20 protein-coding genes are annotated in these 21,415 nt (G+C 71.5%); 9 read left to right on the top strand and 11 right to left on the bottom strand.

Features of this window, described 5'->3' with window-relative positions:
* Positions 1-17: 17 nt before the first annotated feature.
* Genes OHA91_RS26980 through ctaC form a run of 3 tightly spaced genes read right to left on the bottom strand, consistent with a single transcriptional unit; the run spans position 18 to position 3,114 of the window.
* Positions 18-416, bottom strand: a complete 399-nt coding sequence (locus OHA91_RS26980; protein ID WP_031153095.1) for a cytochrome c oxidase subunit 4 — start codon at positions 414-416, stop codon at positions 18-20.
* Positions 413-2,143, bottom strand: coding sequence for an aa3-type cytochrome oxidase subunit I (ctaD, locus tag OHA91_RS26975; protein ID WP_031153097.1), 1,731 nt, complete (start codon positions 2,141-2,143; stop codon positions 413-415). The genes OHA91_RS26980 and ctaD overlap by 4 nt, the downstream gene beginning before the upstream one ends.
* Positions 2,140-3,114, bottom strand: coding sequence for an aa3-type cytochrome oxidase subunit II (gene ctaC, locus OHA91_RS26970; protein WP_031153099.1), 975 nt, complete (start codon positions 3,112-3,114; stop codon positions 2,140-2,142). Before ctaC ends, ctaD begins: the two co-directional genes overlap by 4 nt.
* A gap of 283 nt (positions 3,115-3,397) precedes the next feature.
* Here ctaC and OHA91_RS26965 point away from each other — a divergent pair, with 283 nt between their 5' ends.
* Positions 3,398-4,777, top strand: a complete 1,380-nt coding sequence (locus OHA91_RS26965) for a cysteine desulfurase/sulfurtransferase TusA family protein (RefSeq protein ID WP_328740188.1) — start codon at positions 3,398-3,400, stop codon at positions 4,775-4,777.
* A gap of 258 nt (positions 4,778-5,035) precedes the next feature.
* Here the strand turns inward: OHA91_RS26965 and OHA91_RS26960 are convergent, their stop codons facing one another.
* Positions 5,036-6,010 (bottom strand): carbohydrate kinase family protein, encoded by a 975-nt coding sequence (locus OHA91_RS26960; protein WP_031153103.1) that lies wholly within the window; start codon positions 6,008-6,010, stop codon positions 5,036-5,038.
* 143 nt (positions 6,011-6,153) lie between these two features.
* On the opposite strand from OHA91_RS26960, the gene OHA91_RS26955 reads away from it, so the two are divergent.
* Both OHA91_RS26955 and OHA91_RS26950 read left to right on the top strand, forming a co-directional pair.
* Positions 6,154-6,393, top strand: coding sequence for a hypothetical protein (locus OHA91_RS26955; protein ID WP_031153105.1), 240 nt, complete (start codon positions 6,154-6,156; stop codon positions 6,391-6,393).
* Positions 6,394-6,473: 80 nt separating this feature from the next.
* On the top strand, positions 6,474-7,910 hold the full coding sequence (locus OHA91_RS26950) for a hypothetical protein (RefSeq protein ID WP_031153107.1): 1,437 nt from the start codon (positions 6,474-6,476) through the stop codon (positions 7,908-7,910).
* Between the two features lie 87 nt (positions 7,911-7,997).
* On the opposite strand, the gene erpA is transcribed toward OHA91_RS26950, so the two are convergent.
* Positions 7,998-8,354: an iron-sulfur cluster insertion protein ErpA gene (gene erpA, locus OHA91_RS26945; protein ID WP_030010511.1), complete on the bottom strand. Its 357-nt coding sequence runs from the start codon at positions 8,352-8,354 to the stop codon at positions 7,998-8,000.
* Between the two features lie 292 nt (positions 8,355-8,646).
* Here erpA and nadA point away from each other — a divergent pair, with 292 nt between their 5' ends.
* Positions 8,647-9,834 (top strand): quinolinate synthase NadA, encoded by a 1,188-nt coding sequence (nadA, locus tag OHA91_RS26940; protein ID WP_031153109.1) that lies wholly within the window; start codon positions 8,647-8,649, stop codon positions 9,832-9,834.
* Between the two features lie 128 nt (positions 9,835-9,962).
* On the opposite strand, the gene OHA91_RS26935 is transcribed toward nadA, so the two are convergent.
* The 3 genes from OHA91_RS26935 to cobS all read right to left on the bottom strand — a co-directional run bounded on the left by OHA91_RS26935 (position 9,963) and on the right by cobS (position 14,884).
* Positions 9,963-13,088, bottom strand: a complete 3,126-nt coding sequence (locus OHA91_RS26935) for an efflux RND transporter permease subunit (RefSeq protein ID WP_328740187.1) — start codon at positions 13,086-13,088, stop codon at positions 9,963-9,965.
* Positions 13,089-13,225: 137 nt separating this feature from the next.
* The gene (locus tag OHA91_RS26930; RefSeq protein ID WP_245240164.1) at positions 13,226-13,972 is read right to left on the bottom strand and encodes a response regulator; all 747 of its coding nucleotides are present in this window, start codon (positions 13,970-13,972) and stop codon (positions 13,226-13,228) included.
* Positions 13,973-14,062: 90 nt separating this feature from the next.
* Entirely contained in the window at positions 14,063-14,884 is an 822-nt protein-coding gene (cobS, locus tag OHA91_RS26925; RefSeq protein WP_328740186.1) for an adenosylcobinamide-GDP ribazoletransferase, read from the bottom strand.
* A 70-nt stretch (positions 14,885-14,954) separates the two neighbouring features.
* On the opposite strand from cobS, the gene OHA91_RS26920 reads away from it, so the two are divergent.
* The gene (locus OHA91_RS26920) at positions 14,955-15,731 is read left to right on the top strand and encodes a hypothetical protein (RefSeq protein ID WP_031153115.1); all 777 of its coding nucleotides are present in this window, start codon (positions 14,955-14,957) and stop codon (positions 15,729-15,731) included.
* Between the two features lie 85 nt (positions 15,732-15,816).
* Here OHA91_RS26920 and pspAA read toward each other — a convergent pair whose 3' ends face one another.
* Together pspAA and OHA91_RS26910 are read right to left on the bottom strand one after the other, a co-directional pair.
* Positions 15,817-16,095, bottom strand: coding sequence for a PspA-associated protein PspAA (gene pspAA / locus OHA91_RS26915; RefSeq protein WP_031153117.1), 279 nt, complete (start codon positions 16,093-16,095; stop codon positions 15,817-15,819).
* A 12-nt stretch (positions 16,096-16,107) separates the two neighbouring features.
* The gene (locus tag OHA91_RS26910; RefSeq protein WP_078658699.1) at positions 16,108-16,902 is read right to left on the bottom strand and encodes a PspA/IM30 family protein; all 795 of its coding nucleotides are present in this window, start codon (positions 16,900-16,902) and stop codon (positions 16,108-16,110) included.
* A 282-nt stretch (positions 16,903-17,184) separates the two neighbouring features.
* Here OHA91_RS26910 and OHA91_RS26905 point away from each other — a divergent pair, with 282 nt between their 5' ends.
* Together OHA91_RS26905 and OHA91_RS26900 are read left to right on the top strand one after the other, a co-directional pair.
* The gene (locus OHA91_RS26905) at positions 17,185-17,784 is read left to right on the top strand and encodes a DUF3043 domain-containing protein (RefSeq protein WP_031153119.1); all 600 of its coding nucleotides are present in this window, start codon (positions 17,185-17,187) and stop codon (positions 17,782-17,784) included.
* Positions 17,785-17,834: 50 nt separating this feature from the next.
* Positions 17,835-18,593: a class I SAM-dependent methyltransferase gene (locus tag OHA91_RS26900; protein WP_328741177.1), complete on the top strand. Its 759-nt coding sequence runs from the start codon at positions 17,835-17,837 to the stop codon at positions 18,591-18,593.
* Positions 18,594-18,645: 52 nt separating this feature from the next.
* Here OHA91_RS26900 and OHA91_RS26895 read toward each other — a convergent pair whose 3' ends face one another.
* Positions 18,646-18,858, bottom strand: a complete 213-nt coding sequence (locus tag OHA91_RS26895; RefSeq protein ID WP_030849308.1) for a hypothetical protein — start codon at positions 18,856-18,858, stop codon at positions 18,646-18,648.
* A 104-nt stretch (positions 18,859-18,962) separates the two neighbouring features.
* Here OHA91_RS26895 and OHA91_RS26890 point away from each other — a divergent pair, with 104 nt between their 5' ends.
* On the top strand, positions 18,963-20,168 hold the full coding sequence (locus tag OHA91_RS26890; protein ID WP_031153122.1) for a bifunctional adenosylcobinamide kinase/adenosylcobinamide-phosphate guanylyltransferase: 1,206 nt from the start codon (positions 18,963-18,965) through the stop codon (positions 20,166-20,168).
* Between the two features lie 113 nt (positions 20,169-20,281).
* Positions 20,282-21,337: a nicotinate-nucleotide--dimethylbenzimidazole phosphoribosyltransferase gene (gene cobT, locus OHA91_RS26885; RefSeq protein ID WP_266502696.1), complete on the top strand. Its 1,056-nt coding sequence runs from the start codon at positions 20,282-20,284 to the stop codon at positions 21,335-21,337.
* Positions 21,338-21,415 lie beyond the last annotated feature (78 nt).

The following is a 21,415-nucleotide window of genomic DNA, read 5'->3' as shown; positions in this document are numbered from 1 at the left end:
CGGGTGCTGCTAATCGACTACTGGTTCGCGTTCTCACCGCGGTAGTACTCGTACACCCAGCCCCACAGGCCGATCAGGATGATCGGGGCCGAGAAGTACATGAGCCACCAGCCGAAGATGACGCCCATGAAGGCGAGCGCGCCACCGACGCCGAGCGAGAGCGGCTGCCAGCTGTGCGGGGAGAAGAACCCCAGCTCGCCGGCCTCGTCGGCGACGTCGGCCTCCAGGTTGTCCTGGGCCATCTCGTCGACGCGCTTGGCCGTGAAGGCCAGGTAGTAGCCGATCATGACGCTCAGGCCGAAGGCCAGGAAGAGCGCGGTGGTTCCGACGGGCTCCTTCGACCACACGCCGTACACGACGGCCATGATCAGGATGAAGAAGGAGAGCCAGAGGAACATCTTGCCCTGGATCTTCACTTGCCGGCCTCCTTGCCACCGGTGACGGCAGCCTTGGCGCCGTGGTCCTCGAGGTGGTCGAGCGCCGCGATCTCCGGGTGGTGGAGGTCGAAGGCGGGCGACTCGCTACGGATGCGCGGCAGCGTGAGGAAGTTGTGCCGCGGCGGCGGGCAGGACGTCGCCCACTCGAGCGAACGGCCGTAGCCCCACGGGTCGTCGACCTCGATCTTCTTGCCGTACTTGGCCGTCTTCCACACGTTGTACATGAACGGCAGCATCGACAGGCCGAGCACGAAGGAGCTGATCGTGGAGATCGTGTTCAGCGTGGTGAAGCCGTCGGCCGCGAGGTAGTCCGCGTAACGACGCGGCATGCCCTCGGCGCCCAGCCAGTGCTGCACCAGGAAGGTGCCGTGGAAGCCGATGAACAGCGTCCAGAAGGTGATCTTGCCGAGGCGCTCGTCCAGCATCTTGCCCGTGAACTTCGGCCACCAGAAGTGGAAGCCGGCGAACATCGCGAACACCACGGTGCCGAAGACGACGTAGTGGAAGTGCGCGACGACGAAGTACGAGTCGGAGACGTGGAAGTCCATCGGGGGCGAGGCCAGGATGACGCCGGTCAGACCACCGAAGGTGAAGGTGACCAGGAAGCCGATCGTCCAGAGCATCGGGGTCTCGAAGGACAGCGAGCCCTTCCACATGGTGCCGATCCAGTTGAAGAACTTCACACCGGTCGGTACCGCGATCAGGAAGGTCATGAAGGAGAAGAACGGCAGCAGTACACCGCCGGTGACGTACATGTGGTGGGCCCACACGGTCACCGAGAGGCCGGCGATCGCGATCGTCGCGGCGATCAGGCCGATGTAACCGAACATCGGCTTGCGCGAGAAGACCGGGATGATCTCGGAAACGATTCCGAAGAACGGCAGCGCGATGATGTACACCTCTGGGTGTCCGAAGAACCAGAAGAGGTGTTGCCAGAGCAGTGCGCCGCCGTTGGCGCTGTCGAAGATGTGCGAGCCGAACTTGCGGTCGGCCTCCAGCGCGAAGAGCGCGGCGGCCAGGACCGGGAAGGCGAGCAGGACCAGGACACCGGTCAGCAGCACGTTCCAGGTGAAGATCGGCATGCGGAACATCGTCATGCCCGGAGCGCGCATGCAGATGATCGTGGTGATGAAGTTGACCGAGCCGAGGATCGTACCGAAGCCGGAGAAGGCCAGACCCATGATCCACATGTCCGCGCCGATGCCGGGCGAGCGAACCGCGTCCGACAGCGGGGAGTAGGCGAACCAGCCGAAGTCGGCGGCGCCGTTCGGGGTCACGAAGCCGGCCACCGCGATGGTCGAGCCGAAGAGGTACAGCCAGTACGCGAACATGTTCAGCCGCGGGAACGCCACGTCGGGCGCACCGATCTGCAGCGGCATGATCCAGTTGGCGAAGCCCGCGAACAGCGGGGTGGCGAACATCAGCAGCATGATCGTGCCATGCATGGTGAACGCCTGGTTGAACTGCTCGTTCGACATGATCTGCGTGCCCGGACGGGCCAGCTCGGCGCGCATGAAGAGCGCCAGCAGACCGCCGATGATGAAGAACACGAACGAGGTGACCAGGTACATCGTGCCGATGGTCTTGTGGTCGGTGGTGGTGAGCCACTTCACGACCACGTTGCCCGGCTGCTTGCGCCGCACCGGCAGCTCGTTCTCGTACGAGTCAGCTGCGGCGGCACCCTGGGATTCGTTGAGGATGCTCACAGTTTGTTCACTTCCGCATTCCGGGCCGGGTCGGTCTGCTGGATGCCGGCGGGGAGGAAGCCGGTCTGACCCTTCTCCGCCAGGCCCTTCAGGTACTCCTGGTACTTCTCGGGCGAGACCACCTTGACGTTGAAGAGCATCCGGGAGTGGTCGACGCCGCAGAGCTCGGCGCACTTGCCCATGAAGGTGCCCTCTTGGCTCGGGACGACCTCGAAGACGTTGGTGTGGCCCGGGATGACGTCCTGCTTGAACAGGAAGGGGACCACCCAGAAGGAGTGGATGACGTCGTTCGACGACAGGATGAAGCGGACCTTCTCACCCTTGGGGAGGACCAGGGTCGGACCCGGGTTGCCCGTCTGCGGGTTGCGGTCGCTCGGGACGCCCTTCTCGTAGACGCCCTCGGCGCCCGCCGGGAAGTCCTTGGTGAAGCGGTCCGGGATGGAGGCGAGCTCCTTGGGAACCGCACCCGCCTTCGGGGTCGCCGCGTCGCCGTCGACGTTCTCGATGTAGTTGAAGCCCCAGCTCCACTGGAAGCCGATCACGTTGATCGTGTGCGGCGGCTTCGGGGTGAGGGCGAGCAGCTTCGACTCGTCACGCGCGGTGAAGTAGAAGAGCACCGAAACGATGATGAGCGGGACCACGGTGTACAGCGCCTCGATGGGCATGTTGTACCGGGTCTGCGGGGGGACCTCCACCTTCGTCCGGCTACGCCGGTGGAAGATGACGCTCCAGATGATCAGGCCCCACACCAGGATGCCCGTGATCAGCGCGGCGGCCCAGGATCCCTGCCACAGGGAGAGGATGCGCGGCGCCTCCTCGGTTACCGGAGTCGGCATTCCGAGGCGGGGGAAGTTTTTCCATGTATACGAGCAACCTGTGGCGGTCGCCAGGACCACGCCCGCAGTCAGCGCCTGCAGCAGCTTCCGCCGCATCGGGCGCCGCGGCGAGCGGTCGGAGCCGTAGGGACTCACGTAGCGCCTTCCCGAGAGTCTCGGCCCGCGCGGCCGGCCGCGGCCGTGTTCGGGTCGGTCGCCGGCCCTGACGCAGGCAGGGGTTTGGATGTTTATGCGGACCAAACCCTACTGGACGCTATTTGGGGTCGCGCGGGGAGGGTGCCCAACGCGCCGCTACTGCCCCCGAAGGGATGGATCCGCCGTACGGGGGACGGTGCGAATGGCCCTGAATGGCGGGCTCCGGGGCCCATCTGACGCCCCCTGACCTCGAACGCTCGGGGGCCGGCGCTAGCGTGGCGGGATGCCGTACTTCGACAGCGCGTCCGCCGCTCCCCTGCACCCCGTGGCCCGGCAGGCGTTGCAGGCCTCCCTGGACGAGGGCTGGGCCGACCCGGCCCGGCTGTACCGGGAGGGCAGGCGCGCGCGGCTGCTCCTGGACGCGGCGCGGGAGGCCGCCGCGGAGGCGGTGGGATGCCGCGCCGACGAGCTCGTGTTCACTCCTTCGGGGACGCACGCGGTTCACACGGGCATCGCCGGCGTCCTCGCCGGGCGGCGACGTGTCGGCGACCATCTGGTCGTATCAGCGGTCGAACACAGTTCTGTACTGCATTCGGCGGCGGCGCACGAGGCGCGCGGCGGGAGCGTTGGCGAGGTCCCGGTGGACCGGTGGGGTGCGGTGTCCGCCTCCGGGTACGCGGATGCGCTGGTCCCGGCGACCGCCCTGGCCTGCCTCCAGTCGGCCAACCACGAGGTGGGCACGGTCCAGCCGGTGGCCGAGGTGGCCGAGGTCTGCGGGGCGGCCGGGGTGCCGCTGCTGGTGGACGCGGCGCAGTCGCTGGCCTGGGGTCCCGTGGAGGGCGCCTGGTCCGTCCTGGCGGCGAGTGCGCACAAATGGGGCGGCCCGCCCGGGGTCGGCCTGCTGGCGGTCCGCAAGGGGGTGCGGTTCTCGCCCCAAGGCCCCGCGGACGAAAGGGAGTCGGGCCGCTCCCCCGGCTTCGTGAACCTTCCCGCGATCGTGGCGGCGGCGGCCTCGCTGCGGGCGGTACGGGCGGAGGCGGACGCGGAGGCCGCCCGGCTGCGGGTCCTGGTGGACCGCATCCGGCGGCGGGTGGTGCGGCTGGTCCCGGACGTCGAGGTGGTCGGCCACGCGGACCGGCGGCTGCCGCACCTGGTCACCTTCTCCTGCCTGTACGTCGACGGGGAGGCGCTGCTGCACGAGCTGGACCGGGCGGGCTTCTCGGTCTCCTCGGGCTCCTCCTGCACGAGCTCCACGCTGACCCCCAGTCATGTGCTGCGGGCGATGGGCGTGCTGTCGGAGGGGAACGTACGGGTGTCCCTGCCGCCGGGGACCCCGGCGGCGGAGGTCAACGCGTTCCTGGAGGTGCTGCCGGCTGCGGTGGCGGGCGTACGGGAGCGGCTCGGCGTCTCGGAGCCGGCCGCGGTGGCGCCGGAGGCGGATTCCCTGGAGCTCGACGCGCTCGGGCTGCGGTGCCCGCAGCCGGTGATCGAGCTGGCCCGGGCCATCGTCCGGGTCCCGGTGGGCGGCACGGTGACCGTCCTGTCGGACGACGAGGTGGCCCGGCTGGACATCCCGGCGTGGTGCGCGATGCGGGGGCACGAATACCTGGGCGAAACCCCCCGCCCCACGGGCACCGCCTACACCGTCCGCCGCGGAGCGTAGCCACGGCGGGGCGAGATCCGGCCTTGCCGGCTCCGCCGTGGCCGCCTCGTCCGCGTTCCCGGGCTGCGCCGACCGCTTCCGACGTCGCTGCGTTCGAAGGCAGGGCCGAGCCGAATCGAGCCTCGCCAGGGGGCACCTCCCAGCGGTGGCCGGGGGCGTTTGAGGCACGGGTCTGGGGCGGCGCCCCAGGAACCCGGCTCCGCCGGGCACCGGGCTCCGCCCGGACCCGCGCCTCGAACGCCGGCGAGGCCGAACGGCCTAGGCCAGGTGGGCCTGGACCTCCGCCGCGGCCTCGTCGCCGTAGGCCTTGGTGAAGCGCTCCATGAAGTGCGCGCGGGCCAGCGTGTACTCCTGGGTGCCCAGCGTCTCGATGACGAGGGTCGCGAGCATGCAGCCGAGCTGCGCCGCGCGCTCCAGGCCGACGCCCCAGCCCAGGCCCGTCAGGAACCCGGCGCGGAAGGCGTCGCCGACGCCGGTCGGGTCGACCTTCGCGTTCTCCTCGGGGCAGCCGACGACGATCGCGGCCTCGCCCGCCCGCTCGATCTTGACGCCGTTGGAGCCCAGCGTGGTCACGCGGGTGCCGACCTTGGAGAGGATCTCCTCGTCGGTCCAGCCGGACTTCGACTCGATGAGGCCCTTCTCGTACTCGTTCGAGAAGAGGTAGGTCGCGCCCTCCATCAGGGTGCGGATGTTGTCGCCGTCCATGCGGGCGATCTGCTGCGAGAAGTCGGCGGCGAAGGGGATCCCCCGCGTCCGGCACTCCTCCGTGTGGCGCAGCATCGCCTCGGGGTCGTCCGCGCCGATGAGGACGAGGTCGAGCCCGCCCACGCGGTCGGCCACGGACTTCAGCTCGATCAGGCGGGCCTCGCTCATCGCGCCCGTGTAGAAGGAGCCGATCTGGTTGTGGTCGGAGTCCGTCGTGCACACGAAGCGCGCGGTGTGCAGCACCTCGGAGATGCGGACGGACTCGGTGTCGACGCCGTGCCGGTCGAGCCAGGCGCGGTACTCGTCGAAGTCGGAGCCGGCGGCTCCGACCAGGATCGGGCGGCTGCCGAGCTGCCCCATGCCGAAGCAGATGTTCGGGCCCACACCGCCCCGCCGCACGTCGAGGTTGTCGACGAGGAAGGAGAGGGAGACCGTGTGCAGCTGGTCCGCGACGAACTGGTCGGCGAATCGGCCGGGGAAGGTCATGAGGTGGTCGGTGGCGATGGAGCCGGTGACTGCGATGCGCACGGCGTGGACGCTCCTGCTGAGGACGGCGAGGGACAGTCAAAACTACCCGGTAAGTGTCCCCGGGCCGAACCCCAGGACGAACCCCAGAAACTACCCCTTAGTAGGTCTTTCTTCGCGAGAGCTCCGGTGCCTACGGTGCCTGCATGACCTATACCGACGGTTACGGCTACTGCGAGTACACCGCTGAGAGGCGCGGAGCGGAAGGCCCGGGACGGCCCGGCTTCGCCCGTCTGCTGGGGGACTGCGCCCGGATGGCCCCGCACTGGGGCGTCGAGGAGGGTCCCCGGCCGGTCCGGGTGGCGCCCTCGCAGATCCACGGGGTCAGGGTGCCGGCCTCCTCGGCCCGGCTGATCGCCTCCACCGCCGCGTACGGGGACCAGTAGGAGGCAGGAGGGGAACCGGTTGCGCCCCTGTTCCGTCACACCCGCATCAGACACTGCGGGACAAGTGAAGGAGCGATGCAGTGACCAGCGAAGAACCCGGCACTTCAAGCGGCACACGACGGCGGCCCGCCTGGGTCGTCGGCTCGATCGCGGCCGCCGTCCTGCTCGCCGGCGGCGGTACCGCCTACTGGGCGTCCGCGGCCCAGAGCGACGGCGCGTCCCGCCGTACGGGTGACAGCGCGGCTTCCGCGCCCCGTGACGCGGGAGACCCCTCGGGGCCGGGCATCGCCCCCGGGGAGCCGGATCCGTCGGGCGCGGGCGTGGTCTACCGGGCCGACGTGAAGCTGCCCGAGGCCCCGGCGGCGGCGCCCGCCTACAGCGTGTCCGGCGAGGTCGCGGAGGCCGATGTGGCCCGGCTCGCAGCGGCCCTGGGCATGGCCGGCGCGCCGCGGCTGGAGGGGGACGTCTGGCTGGCCGGGGAGGCCGCCGACGGCTCCGGGCCGCGGCTGACGGTGGCCCGTACGGCCCCGGGGACGTGGAACTTCAACCGCTTCCAGGCGGGCGGCGACGGCGCGGGCAACGGCGCCGGGGACGACTGCGTGCGCGGCAAGGACACCTGCGGCCCCGCCACGCTCCCCCGGGACGGCGGCGGTGCGGGCGGGAGCGGCAAGCCGGTGTCCGAGGAGGCCGCCAAGGCCGCCGCGGCCCCGGTGCTCAAGGCCCTGGGGCAGGACGGGGCCAAGCTGGACGCCCGGCTCACCCAGGGCGCGGTGCGGGTGGTGACGGCGGACCCGGTGGTCGGCGGGCTGCCCACGCAGGGCTGGTCGACCAAGGTGAGCGTGGGCGCGGACGGCTCGGTGGTGGGCGGCAACGGCGAGCTGAAGGCGCCGGTGCGGGCGGCCGAGCAGCCGGTGGTCGGGGCCGTGGAGGCGCTGGCCCGGCTGAACGCGAGGTCGAACGGTTCCGGCGGCGCACCGGAACCCAGCGGCTGCGCGAGCGCGGTCCCGCTGACGGCGGACGCCGCGGTGGGGGCCGCGGAGACGGTGCCGTGCAATCCGGAGCCGCGGCCGATGAAGCCGCCGCGCACCGAGACGGTGAAGGGCGCGGTGCTCGGGCTGGCTCCGGGGACGGTCGACGGAGCGCGGGGGCTGGTCCCGGCCTGGCTGTTCGAGGTGGCGGGCCAGGGCGGCGCGCCGGGTCACACGGTGACCGAGCCGGCGTCCGCGAAGGAGAGCACGCCGGGGCCGGCCGGCCGTACCGTGCCCGGGTTCTCGTACAAGGAGGCCGATCGGAAGCTGACGGTGAACTTCTGGGGCAGCGTGTGCAGCACCTACGCCGTGGAGGCGCGGGAGCAGGCGGAGTCGGTCATGGTGAAGATCACTGACACGCCGAACAAGCCGGGTCAGGCCTGCATCATGCTGGCCGAGGAGAGGTCCCAGTCGGTGACCTTGAAGGAGCCGCTGGGCGACCGCAAGGTGCTGGACGCCACGACGGGCAAGGAGCTCCCCCGGCAGTAGCGCGGCAGCCGCCCCCTGGGCATGCGCGAGGGCCCGCCCCGGTCGGATGCGACCGGGACGGGCCCTCGTCGTTCGGGCGGTTCAGGCTTAGCTGAACGAGTCGCCGCAGGCGCAGGAGCCCGTGGCGTTCGGGTTGTCGATCGTGAAGCCCTGCTTCTCGATGGTGTCGACGAAGTCGATGGAGGCACCGTGGAGGTACGGGGAGCTCATGCGGTCGGTGACGACCTTCACACCGTCGAAGTCCTTCACGACGTCGCCGTCGAGGGAGCGCTCGTCGAAGAAGAGCTGGTAGCGCAGGCCGGAGCAGCCGCCGGGCTGGACGGCGACGCGGAGCGCCAGGTCATCGCGGCCTTCCTGCTCCAGCAGGGTCCTGACCTTCTCGGCGGCGGCGTCGGACAGGAGGATGCCGTCGCTCACAGTGGTCTTGTCGTCCTGTACGGACATCTGCATTCACTCCCGAAGTGGGCGGCTCCCCGCGGGGTGCGGGGAAACGTCGGACTCTTGCCGTCGGTGGCAACGAGCGGGACCGCGGATTCATTCCGGGACCCGACGCTTGTTTCAGATATTCATGCTCGCACACCGCGCGCGGACGCGGGCCCGGCGAATCGAGGGCTGATGCGTCACATTGACACTATCGGCATCGTCAAACTGACGTGAAGCGGTTATGATAGATAGCGTCAAGTAGACGAGAAGTCGAAGCGATGATCCTGAAATCCCTCGTCGCAGAACAGAAAGGGTGCGTGTCGTGACCACCGCCCAGCCGTTGGACGTCCAGCCGACGCCCCTTGCCCTGCTGCTGCTCGGCCGTGAGGCCGACCCCAAGAGCGAGCGCGGGGTGGAGTGCCCCGGCGACCTGCCCTCGCCGTCCGACCCGGACCTCGTGGAGCGCGCCCGCGCGGCCAAGGAGAAGCTCGGGGACAAGGTCTTCATCCTCGGCCACCACTACCAGCGTGACGAGGTCATCGAGTTCGCCGACGTCACCGGTGACTCCTTCAAGCTGGCCAAGGACGCGGCCGCCAAGCCGGAGGCCGAGTACATCGTCTTCTGCGGCGTCCACTTCATGGCCGAGTCCGCGGACATCCTGACCTCGGACGACCAGAAGGTGGTCCTGCCGGACCTGGCCGCCGGCTGCTCGATGGCCGACATGGCCACCGCCGAGCAGGTCGCGGAGTGCTGGGACGCGCTGACCGAGGCCGGCATCGCCGACACCACGGTGCCCGTCTCGTACATGAACTCCTCCGCCGACATCAAGGCCTTCACCGGCAAGCACGGCGGCACGATCTGTACCTCGTCCAACGCGAAGAAGGCCCTGGAGTGGGCGTTCGAGCAGGGCGAGAAGATCCTCTTCCTCCCGGACCAGCACCTGGGCCGCAACACCGCCGTCCGCGACATGGGCATGTCCCTGGACGACTGTGTGCTCTACAACCCGCACAAGCCGAACGGCGGCCTCACCGTCGAGCAGCTGCGGAACGCCAAGATGATCCTGTGGCGCGGGCACTGCTCGGTCCACGGCCGGTTCTCGGTCGACTCGGTCAACGACGTCCGCGCCCGCATCCCCGGCGTGAACGTCCTGGTCCACCCCGAGTGCAAGCACGAGGTCGTGGCGGCCGCGGACTACGTCGGCTCGACGGAGTACATCATCAAGGCGCTGGAGGCGGCTCCGGCCGGCTCCAAGTGGGCCATCGGCACCGAGCTGAACCTGGTCCGCCGTCTGGCGAACCGATTCGCTGCCGAGGACAAGGAAGTCGTCTTCCTCGACAAGACGGTCTGCTTCTGCTCGACGATGAACCGCATCGACCTCCCGCACCTGGTGTGGACGCTGGAGTCGCTGGCCGAGGGCACCCTCGTCAACCAGATCCAGGTCGACAAGGAGACGGAGAGCTTCGCGAAGCTCGCGCTGGAGCGCATGCTCGCCCTCCCGTAGGGGGCGACGGCGCGGCTGAGCCCGCAGACGCCGGAGAGAGAAGAGGGGCGGCTCCCGTACGGGAGCCGCCCCTCTTCTCTCTCCGGCGTTCGGGCGGGTGGGCCGAGCAGCTCGGCCCACCCGGCCGGTCAGACCTTGGCCGGGGTCTCCTCCGGCTGGTCCTGCGGCGGCACCACCGTCAGGCGGGCCGTCTTCTTGGCGCGGCGGCGCTCCTTGCGGAGCTCGACCATCGTGTAGAGGGTCGGCACCAGGAGCAGCGTCAGCAGGGTCGAGCTGACCAGGCCGCCGATCACCACGACGGCGAGCGGCTGCGAGATGAAGCCGCCCTCGCCGGTGACGCCGAGCGCCATCGGGAGCAGCGCGAAGATCGTCGCCAGGGCCGTCATGAGGATCGGGCGCAGACGGTGCCGGCCGCCCTCGACGACCGCCTCGACGACGCCGAGGCCCTGGGCGCGGTACTGGTTGACCAGGTCGATCAGGACGATCGCGTTGGTCACGACGATGCCGATGAGCATCAGCATGCCGATCATCGCCGGGACGCCCATCGGGGTGCCGGTGACGAGGAGCAGGCCGAGCGCGCCGGTCGCCGCGAACGGGATGGACACCAGCAGGATCAGCGGCTGGACGAGCGAGCGGAAGGTCGCCACCAGCAGCATGAACACGATCGCGATGGCCGCGAGCATGGCGAGGCCGAGTGAGCCGAACGCCTCGTCCTGGTCCTCGGAGACGCCGCCGATGGAGGCCGTGGCGCCGGCGGGCAGGTCCAGGGCCTTGAGCTTCGTCTGCAGTTCGGCGCTGACCGCGCCCGTGTTGTCGCCCTGCGGGCGCGCGGTGATGGTCGCGGCGCGGGCGCCGTCGATCCGGGTCATCGCGACCGGGCCGGGGACCTCCTTGACCTCGGCGATGTCGCCGAGCCTGACCGGGCCGACCGGGAGCGCCTGCAGTTCGGCCAGGGTGGTGGCCGGCTGCGCGGACTTGATGACGATGTCCCGCTCGGTGTCGTCCAGTACGGCCTTGCCGGCCGGGTTGCCGCGGACGGCCTGGGCGACGATCGCGCCGATCGCGGCCTGGTTCAGGCCGGCGTCCGCCGCCTTGGGGGTGGCGGTCACCGAGATCCGGGGCACGGACTGGGACAGGTCGCTCTGCACGTCGGTGACGTTGTCGAGCTCGGCCACCTCGGCGCGGACCTGCTCGGCGGCCTTGGCGAGGACCTCGCCGTCGCCGGCCTTGACGACCACGCTGAGGTTCTGGCTGCCGAAGGCGTCGCCGGCCGCGACGCGGGTCTCGCCGATGCCGTCGAGGGCGGCCAGCTGGTCCTCGATCCGCTTCTTCACGGCCTCGGTGTCGCCGGCGTCCTTCAGGGTGACCTGGTAGGAGGCCTGGTTGGAGCCGGTGCCGCCGCCGAAGGCCGCGAGGAAGCCGGAGGAGCCGACGGTGACCTGGTAGCTCTTGACGCCGCCGACCGAGCCCAGCACCTTCTCGACCTTGCGGCTCGCCTCGTCCGAGGCGGCCAGCGAGGTGCCCGGGGCGAGCTCCTGCTTGACCGTCAGGAGGTCCTGCTCGCCCTGGTCGAAGAAGTTGGTCTTCAACAGGGGGGTCATGCCGAAGGTGCCGAGGAGGACGACCACCGCGATGGCCACACTGGTCAGGCGGCGCCGGGTGGCGAAGCCCAGGACGCGGACGTAGAAGCGCTGGAGGCGGCTGCGCGCCTCCTTCTCCTCGGCCTCGCGCCGGGCCTGCGCCGCGCTCTCGGCGTCCCCGGGCGTGACGCCCTTGGGCGCGCTGAGGAACCAGTACGAGAGCACCGGAACGACCGTCAGCGAGACGAGCAGCGAGGCCAGCAGGGCCGCGGTGACGGTGAGCGAGAAGGAGCCGAAGAGCTCGCCGATCATGCCGCCGGTGAGGCCGATGGGCAGGAACACGGCGACGGTGGTGAGCGTGGAGGAGGTGACCGCGCCGGCGACCTCCTTGACCGCGGTGATGATCGCGGCCTCGCGCTCCTCGCCGTAGCCGAGGTGGCGCTTGATGTTCTCCAGGACCACGATCGAGTCGTCGACGACCCGGCCGATGGCGATGGTCAGCGCGCCGAGGGTCAGCATGTTGAGCGACAGGTCGCGGGTCCACAGCACGATGAGCGCGAGGACCACGGACAGCGGGATGGAGACCGCCGTGACCAGCGTCGAGCGCAGCGACGCCAGGAAGACCAGGATCACGATCACCGCGAAGAGCAGGCCGAGCATGCCCTCCGTGGTGAGGCTGGAGATGGACTTGGCGACGGCCGGGCCCTGATCGCTGACGACGGTCAGCTCGGCGCCGGCGCCGAGCGTGGAACGCAGCTCGGGCAGCTTGTCCTTGACGGCGTCGGAGATGGCGACGGCGCTGCCGTCCTTGTCCATGGTCAGGACGAGGGCGAGGCTGGGCTTGCCGTTGGTGCGGGTGATGGAGACGGCCTTGGCCGGCTCCTGCTTGACGACTGCGACGTCGCCGAGGCGGACCGCGGGCTTCCCCGGGGCGGGGCTCAGCCGCAGGTCCTCGACCTGGGTGAGGGAGGTGAAGCCGTTGCCCACGCGGACGGTGCGGTTCTTGCCCGCCTCGTCGAAGGAGCCGGCGGGGACGGCGGCGCCGCCCGCCTGGAGGCCCTGGGCGAGGGCGGAGCCGTCGAGGCCGGCGGCGGCGAGCTTGGCCTCGTCGGGGGTGACGGTGACCTGGAGGTCCTGGACGCCGTCGACGCTGACCTGGCCGACGCCCTCGATGTCCGAGAGGACGGGCACGACGGACTTCTCGAGCTGGTCGGCGAGGGCCTGCTGGTCCTTGTCGGAGGTGACGGCGAGGATCACCGTCGGGATGTCGTCGGTGGAACCGGCCACCACCTGCGGGTCCACGTCGGCGGGCAGCCGGACGCGGGCGCGGTTGACGGCCTGCTGGACGTCGGCGACGAGCTGCTTGGTGCCACTGTCGCCGTAGTCGAAGGTGGCCATGATGAGGGCGTTGCCCTCGCTGGCGGTGGAGGTGATGCCGGTGATGCCGTCGACGCCCTTGAGCATGGCTTCGATCGGTTCGACGACCTGCTTCTCCACCACGTCGGGCGAGGCGCCCTGGTACGGCGCGAGCACGGACACCATCGGGAGTTCGATGGAGGGCAGCAGCTGCTGCTTGAGCTGCGGAATGGCTATGGCGCCGAAGAGGAGCGCGACGATCGACACGAGGCCGACCAACGCCCTTTGGGCAAGGCTGAAGCGGGACAGCCAGGACATGGGTATGGGATCTCTCTGCAGTGACGAACGCGAGGGCACTCCCACCCTGTCCCATGCGGCGGGCCGGTTTCGTCGCTCGCAGGTGCCGTCCTTATGTGCGGCATACCGCGTCCGTAGTACACGGCACTACTGCGCGGCTACTCCCCCGACTCCACGCGGGGCCGGACGAGTCCCGATTCGTAGGCAATGACCACCAATTGGGCCCTGTCGCGGGCGCCGAGCTTGGCCATGGCCCGGTTCACGTGCGTCTTGACGGTGAGGGGACTGACCTCCAGCCGTCCGGCGATGCCGTCGTTGGACAGGCCCGCGGCGACGTGTACGAGGACCTCGCGCTCCCGGACGGTCAGCGCGGCGAGCCGCTCCGCGTGGACCCCGGCCGAGGTGCCGGCGGCGGCCGGGTCGGCGCCGCCGCCCTGGGCGAGGAAGGTGGCGATCAGGCCCTTGGTGGCGGCCGGGGAGAGCAGCGCCTCACCGGCGGCGGCGACGCGGATGGCGTTGAGCAGCTCCTCGGGCTCGGCGCCCTTGCCGAGGAAGCCGGAGGCGCCCGCCCGCAGCGCGGAGACCACGTACTCGTCCACCTCGAAGGTCGTCAGCATCACCACGCGCACGGCGGCGAGTTCCGGGTCGGCGCTGATCATGCGGGTGGCGGCGAGCCCGTCGGTGCCGGGCATCCGGATGTCCATCAGCACGACGTCGGGGCGTTCGCTCCGGGCGAGGGCGAAGGCCTGCGCCCCGTCGGAAGCCTCCCCGACGACCTCCATGTCGGGCTCGGAGTCGACGAGCACCCTGAAGGCGCTGCGCAGCAGGGCCTGGTCGTCGGCGAGCAGCACCTTGATGGGAGTGCCGGGCGCGGCGGGGGGCAGGTCCGTCGGAGTGTGGTCCACGGGGTGAGCGTACGCGGGCCGGTTCCGGTCCGGACGGGGGTCCCGTCGGACCGGACGGGACGGGACGGGGCGGCCTGCGGCCGGGAGGGCTCAGCCCAGGGCGAGGACGACGAGCGCGGTGGTCGCCGCCACCTCGGCCAGGGCGCCGAACACGTCGCCGGTGACCCCGTCGAAGCGGCGTACGCAGCGGCGGAGCAGCAGTTCCGCGGCGAGCAGGGCGGCGAGGACCGCCGCCGCGGACCGGGCCGCGGCGGGCAGGCCGGTCGGGAGGGCGGCCGCGGCGGCCGCGGCGGTGACGAGGGCCGCGAGGGCGACGGCCACCGGGCGCGGGACGACCCCGGCGACCGCGGCGCCGAGCCCCTCGGGCCGGGCGGGCGGGACGCCCTCGCGGGAGGCCAGGGTCATGGCGAGGCGGGCCGTGACGGCGGCGATGACGGCGGCGAGGGCGCCGCGGACCCAGCTCTCGGCGTACAGCTCGAAGAGGGCGGCCGTCTGCACGAGCAGGACGACGACCAGGGCGATCACGCCGAAGGGTCCGATGTCGGACTTCTTCATGATGCGCAGTGCCTCGTCGGCCGGTTTGGCGCTGCCGAGGCCGTCCGCCGTGTCGGCCAGTCCGTCCAGGTGCAGTCCCCGGGTCAGCGCCGCCGGTACGGCGGCGGTGACGGCCGCCGCGAGCAGCGGTCCGGCGCCGAGCAGCAGCAGGAGCACTCCGGGAACGGCCGCGAGCGCGCCGACGACCAGTCCGGCGAGCGGGGCGCAGGCCATTCCGGTGCGGGCCGCGGGGCGGTCCCAGCGGGTGATGCGGGCGGGCAGCACGGTGAGGGTGCCGAAGGCGAAGCGGACGCCGTCGCGGAACGAGGCGCGTTCCGGGGGCGGCGTCAGGGGCGGACCGTCGAACGAATCTGTCATCGGCGCGAACGCTACCCGCTCGGAGCGGGCGGTAAATTACCCATTACGTTCCAAATAGGGAGTCAGTGGGATGGGTCACTGGTGGTATCGGAACATCATCGAGCCAGGAAAGCTGCCCATGCTGCTCGCCCTGGTGTCCTTCGTGACGTCGTTCCTGGTCACCCGCGTGATCACGCGTACGATCCGGGCCGGCCGCGGCCCCTTCAAGAACGTCACCCCGGGCGGCCTGCACATCCACCACGTGGTGCCGGGAGTGATCCTCGTGATCATCGGCGGCTTCGGTGCGATCGGCAGCGCCCGCAACGGCTTCGGCGCGGCCCTCTCGGCCGTGATCTTCGGGCTGGGCGCGGGGCTGGTCCTGGACGAGTTCGCGCTGATCCTGCACCTCGACGACGTCTACTGGAGCGAGCAGGGCCGCAAGAGCGTGGAGATCGTGGTCGTGACGGCCGCGGTGGTGGCCCTGGTACTGGGCGGGTTCGTGCCCTTCGGGGTGAACGACCTGACCCCAGAGGAGCGCCAGAGCCGCGGGCTGGTCGTGATGAACGCGGCCGGCAACTTCTGTCTCGCGCTGCTCGCCCTGTGGAAGGGCAAGGCCCGCACCGCGCTCTTCGGCGTCGTCATCCCCTTCGTGGCGCTGGTCGGCGCGATCCGGCTGGCCCGGCCCGGTTCCCCGTACGCCAAGCGGTTCTACGTGAACCGGCCGCGCGCCCGGGCCAAGGCCGGGCTGCGGGCCTTCCACCACGACCGGCGCTGGACGCGGCGGCGGCGCAGGTTCGAGGACTTCATCGGCGGCGCCCCGGACCCGCGGCCGGTGCCCCTGGAGAAGCCGCCGGCGCCGCCGGAGTGAGCGGTGGACGGACCGGCACACACGACACGACGACGGGCCCTCCCCCGGCAGGGGAGGGCCCGTCGTCGTGTCGGTGCGTCCGGTCTCAGCCCGGGATCAGGCCGTCGTCGCGGAGCATCTGCCTGACCTCGTCGAGGCTCGCGTCGGGCCCCGGCAGGATCAGCTCGGACGGCTCCAGGGCGTCGTCCGGGAGCGGCGCGCCCAGCCGTCGGACGGCTTCGAGCAGCGCCCCCAGGGTGCGCCGGAAGCCCTCCTCGTCGCCGCCCTCCATCTCCGCGAGCAGCTCGTCGTCCAGCTTGTTGAGCTGGGCGAAGTGGCTGTCGGCCACGTCCAGCTGGCCTTCCCCCATGATGCGGACGATCATGACGGCCCCGTCCTACTGCTTGTCGAACCGGTGCTGGGTCTGCGGCTGCTGGGCGTTGCCCTGGGCGCCGCCCTCGATGGCCTGCTGCTGGGCGGACGGGCCGCCGGCCAGCTCCGCCTTCATCCGCTGGAGCTCCAGCTCCACGTCCGTGCCGCCCGACAGCCGGTCCAGCTCGGCCTGGATGTCGTCCTTGGAGCCGAGGCCGCTCTGGTCGTCGAGGGCGCCGGAGGCCAGCAGCTCGTCGATCGCGCCGGCCCGGGCCTGCAGCTGGGCGGTCTTGTCCTCGGCGCGCTGGATGGCCAGGCCGACGTCGCTCATCTCCTCGGAGATGCCGGAGAAGGACTCCGCGATCCGGGTCTGGGCCTGGGCCGCGGTGTAGGTGGCCTTGATGGTCTCCTTCTTCGTGCGGAAGGCGTCCACCTTCGCCTGGAGCCGCTGCGCGGCCAGCGTCAGCTTCTCCTCCTCGCCCTGGAGGGTCTGGTGCTGCACCTCCAGGTCGCTGACCTGCTGCTGGAGCGAGGCACGACGGGACAGGGCCTCACGAGCCAGGTCCTCGCGGCCCAGGGCGAGGGCCTTGCGGCCCTGGTCCTCCAGCTTGGCGGACTGCCCCTGCAGCTGGTTCAGCTGCAGTTCGAGGCGCTTGCGGGACGTCGCCACGTCGGCGACGCCGCGGCGTACCTTCTGCAGCAGTTCGAGCTGCTTCTGGTACGAGTAGTCGAGGGTTTCGCGCGGGTCCTCGGCCCGGTCAAGGGCCTTGTTCGCCTTCGCGCGGAAGATCATCCCCATACGCTTCATGACACCGCTCATGGGCTTCGCGCGCCCCCTTCTAGACGGACTGTGCTCCAGGTCACCGACAGAACCCACAGTACGGGCCCTGTCTCCATTACCGCACTGTTCGAGGACGGATGCGCTCCTCCTCCAGGACGACTACGCCTCCGCCGTATCAGGCGTGAGGAGTAGGTGGGTCCCCGACCGTACGGACGGCGGGCCCCGCTGCTCGGACCGTGCACAGGGAAGGACGCCCGCCGTTGCCGGATCGTTCCCCACCGGGGTGGGGCCGGTGGCCGCAACCACGTAGGCTTGGGTTTTGTGTTTGGTAGCCGCTCCTCCAAGGAAGAGAAGGCCGCCGCCACCGACAAGGTGAGCGCCGACCTCTCGCAGCCCCGTGACCCGCAGGCCCCGAAGGGCCGCCCTACGCCGAAGCGCGCCGTGGCACAGTCGCAGCGCAAGGCCGTGGTGGCCTCGACCGGCAACCGCAAGGAGGACGTGAAGCGAGCCCGTGAGCGCCGCCGCGCCGAGATGGCCAAGCAGCGCGAGGCGCTGGCCAACGGCGACGAGCGTTACCTGCCCACGCGCGACAAGGGCCCCGTCCGCCGGTTCGTCCGCGACTTCGTGGACTCCCGCTTCTCGGTCGCCGAGATGTTCCTGCCGCTGGCCGTGGCCATCCTCGTGCTCAGCATGGTGCGCCAGCCCACGATCCAGAACATCGCGCTGCTGCTGTGGCTCGGCGTGATCGTGCTGATCGTCCTGGACTCCATCGGTCTGGTGTTCCGCCTGCGCAAGTCGCTCAACGAGCGCTTCCCGAACGAGCCGCGCCGCGGCGCGGTCGCGTACGGCCTCATGCGCACCCTGCAGATGCGCCGGCTGCGCCTGCCGAAGCCGCAGGTCAAGCGCGGGGAACGGCCCTGACCGGAGGGACGCCCGGCGCGTCGGGGGAAGGCTTCGCCGAGGGGGCACGCCTGTGGCTCGAGGGCCTGGGCGGACTGCGCAACGCGGTCCGTCAGGAGCTCGTGGGCCGACAGGTCGACGAACAGATCGCGCAGCGCTTCCCCGTGGGGCAGCGGCTGCGCGTTCTCGACGTCGGCATGGGCCAGGGCACCCAGGCGCTGCGCCTCGCCCGCGCCGGGCACAAGGTGACGGGCCTGGAGCAGGATCCGGGCATGCTGGCCGTCGCACGCGAGGCACTGGCCGTGGAGCCCGCCGGGATCCGCGACCGGGTGAAGCTGCTGGAGGGGGACGGGCGCGAGACCGGCGCCCATTTCCTTCCGGGCAGCTTCGACGTGGTGCTGTGCCACGGGGTGCTGATGTACGTGCCCGAGCCGGACGCCATGCTCGCCGGGCTGGCCCGGATGCTGGCCCCGGGCGGACTGCTGTCCCTGCTGGTGCGCAACGGCGACGCCCTCGCCATGCGGCACGGGCTGGACGGTGACTGGAAGGGCGCGCTGGCCGCCTTCGACAGCACCGACTACACGAACCGGCTGGGCCTGGACGTACGCGCCGACCGGCTGGCCGGGCTGACCGCGACCCTGTCGGGGATCGGTGCGCCGCTGCAGGCCTGGTACGGCGTACGCATCTTCACGGACGGCACCGAGGCCGGCGAGGTGCTGCCGCCCGACGAGGAGCTGGAGCAGCTGCTGGCCGCCGAGGACCGAGCCGGCCGCACCGACCCCTACCGGGGTGTCGCCGCACTGCTGCACCTCTGCGGCGTCCGGGGCTGACTCCGGCCGTTCGGCCCGCCGCGGATGCGGCGGGCCGAACGGCTCGGAGGGGTCAGGCCTCCAGCGCGGAGCGCAGGCTCATCGTGTAGAGCTCCGTGCCGCTGTCGTCGGACAGCTTCACCTGTTCGGTACCGCCCTCCAGCAGGTCCTTCCAGTACTCCCCGATCCAGGACTCCGCGTCTCCCTGCGTGGTGAACTCCTCGGGTACCACCGACGGGCTCGTCTCGGTGCCCTCGGCCGTCTCGAACCGCCACGTCCACGCCATGTCCGCCTCCGTTGCTCGTCCGCTGCTCACACGCTTCTCGCCTTGAGTCTGCCCGCAGAGTAACCGGGCGCGCAGCAGTCTCCGCGACGCGGGAGGATCATCCTGTGGAACTCACTCTGCTCGGCACCGGTACCCCCGAGGGGCTGCCCCGCCCCGGCTGCCCCTGTGCGGCCTGCGCCGTCTCCGTCGGGCCGCGCTCGCGCGCCGCCACGGCGGTCCTCGTCGACGGGGCGCTGCTGCTCGACCTGACCCCCGGTGCGGTGCTGGCCGGCGCCCGGGCCGGGCATTCGCTGGCCGGGGTGCGGCAGGTCCTGCTGACCCACCCGCACGACGGGCCCGCGGTGGAGCTGCCGCCGGGGCTGCCGACCGCCGGGCGGGTGCCGGACGGGCAGGAGCTCTCGGTGATCTCCGGGCACCGGGTGCGGGCGGTGCCGATGGACGCGCCGGGCACGGGGTACGAGGTGACCGGCCCGGACGGCGGCCGGCTGCTGTACCTGCCGCCGGGCGGGGCGCCGGCCGGGACCGCCGGGCGGGCCGGGCAGCGCCCGTACGACATGGTGCTCGCCGACGTGCTGGTGCGCCCCGAGGCGCTGGCCCGGCTGCGGGCCAACGGGGCCGTCGGCCCGGACACGGACGTGATCGCCGTCCACCTCGACCACGACGTGCCGCCGGGCCGGGAGCTGGAGCGCCGGCTGGCGGCCTCCGGGGCGCGGGCGGTGCCGGACGGGACCACCGTGTTCGTCGGCGACTACCGCGCGGTGCCGGACCTGCCGCGCCGCACGCTGGTGCTGGGCGGGGCCCGCTCGGGCAAGTCGGTCGAGGCGGAGCGGCGGCTGGAGTCCTTCCCCGAGGTGGTCTACGTCGCCACCGGGGGCACCCGGGACGGGGACGCGGAATGGGCGCGGCGGGTCGGGCTGCACCGGGAGCGCCGGCCTGCGAGCTGGCGGACGGTGGAGACGTGCGAGCTGGTCCCGCTGCTCGCCGAGGACGGGCCGCCGCTGCTGATCGACTGCCTGGCGCTGTGGCTGACCGACGCCATGGACCGGGCCGGTGCCTGGAACGACGAGGTCTGGGCCGAGCACGGGCGGCAGGAGCTGGGCGAGCGGACCGCCGCTCTGGTGGCGGCCGTCCGCGCGACCCGCCGCCAGGTGGTGCTGGTGAGCAACGAGGTCGGTTCGGGCGTCGTTCCGGCGACCGCCTCGGGCCGTCGTTTCCGTGACGAGCTGGGCCGGCTGAACGCCCGGGTGGCGGGCGAGTGCGAGCACGTCCTGCTCGTCGTCGCGGGACAGGCGACGGTACTGAAGGAGTAGACCCCGCCGGGGTGTTCGGCCGCCCGGGGAGCCCCGGGCGGGGCCGGAACGGCCGGGCCCGCCGAGGCCTGAGGGAGGGCTTCACCGGCTGTACTCTCTGGCAGATGAGCACGCTGAATCTCGACGACTTCTCCGATCTGATCGAGCGCCCCGACGGGGGCGTCCGGCGTGATGCCGAGGAACGCCGTGAGCGCCTCGCCGTACCGCCCGGCGCGCTGGGGCGGCTCGACGAACTCGCCGAGTGGCTCGCCGCCGCGCAGGGGCAGGTTCCGGTCAAGGCCATCGAGCGGCCCCGCGTGGTGCTGTTCGCCGCCGACCACGGGATCGCCGTCCAGGGGGTCTCCGCCCGGGCCGCGTCCACGGGCCACGAGCTGGTGCGGGACGTGCTCGACGGGGCCAGCCCCGTCGCCGTCCTGGCCGGCCGGTTCGGCGCCACGATACGGATCGTCGACGCCGGTCTGGACTGCGATCCCGGGCTGCTCCCCGAGGACGTCGTGGCGCACCGCGTCCGGCGCGGGAGCGGCCGGATCGACGTCGAGGACGCGCTGACGGTCGAGGAGGCGCAGGCCGCGCTGCGGCTCGGCATGCGCATCGCCGACGAGGAGGCCGACTCGGGGACCGACCTGGTCGTCCTCGGCGACCTGAGCGTCGGCGGGACGACCGTCGCCGCGACCCTCGTCGCCGCCCTGTGCGGAACGGACTCCTCGGTGGTCACCGGCCGCGGCGGCCGGCCCATCGACGACCTGGCCTGGATGCGCAAGTGCGCGGCGATCCGCGACGCGCTGCGCCGGGCCCGCCCGGTCCTGGGCGACCAGGTCGCGCTGCTGGCGGCGGTCGGCGGTGCGGACGTCGCCGCCATCACCGGATTCCTGCTCCAGTGCGCGGTGCGCCGTACGCCCGTCATCCTCGACGGTGTTGTTTCGGCCGCGTGCGGACTGGTGGCCCAGAGGGCCGCTTTCCGGGCTCCTGACTGGTGGCTGGCGGGTCAGGCGAGCGGCGAGCCGGGTCAGGCGAAGGCACTTGACCGAATGGCGCTCAACCCCGTGCTCGATCACGGCGTCACAGTGGGTGAAGGAACCGGGGCATTGCTGGCTCTCCCCCTCGTCCAGGCGGCCGCCGCACTCGCGGCGGAGCTTCCTGAGCGCGCGGTGGAGGAGCCGACGGAATGAGCCGCCGGGGTCCGCGGTCCTGACCAGGCCGCGGCCCCCGACCGCACCATCACGGACAGCGACGCCCCATATGATCGC

Origin of the sequence: Streptomyces erythrochromogenes (genome assembly GCF_036170895.1) — a bacterium.
GTDB lineage: Bacteria > Actinomycetota > Actinomycetes > Streptomycetales > Streptomycetaceae > Streptomyces > Streptomyces erythrochromogenes.
This window is presented reverse-complemented; position numbering and strand designations above follow the sequence as displayed.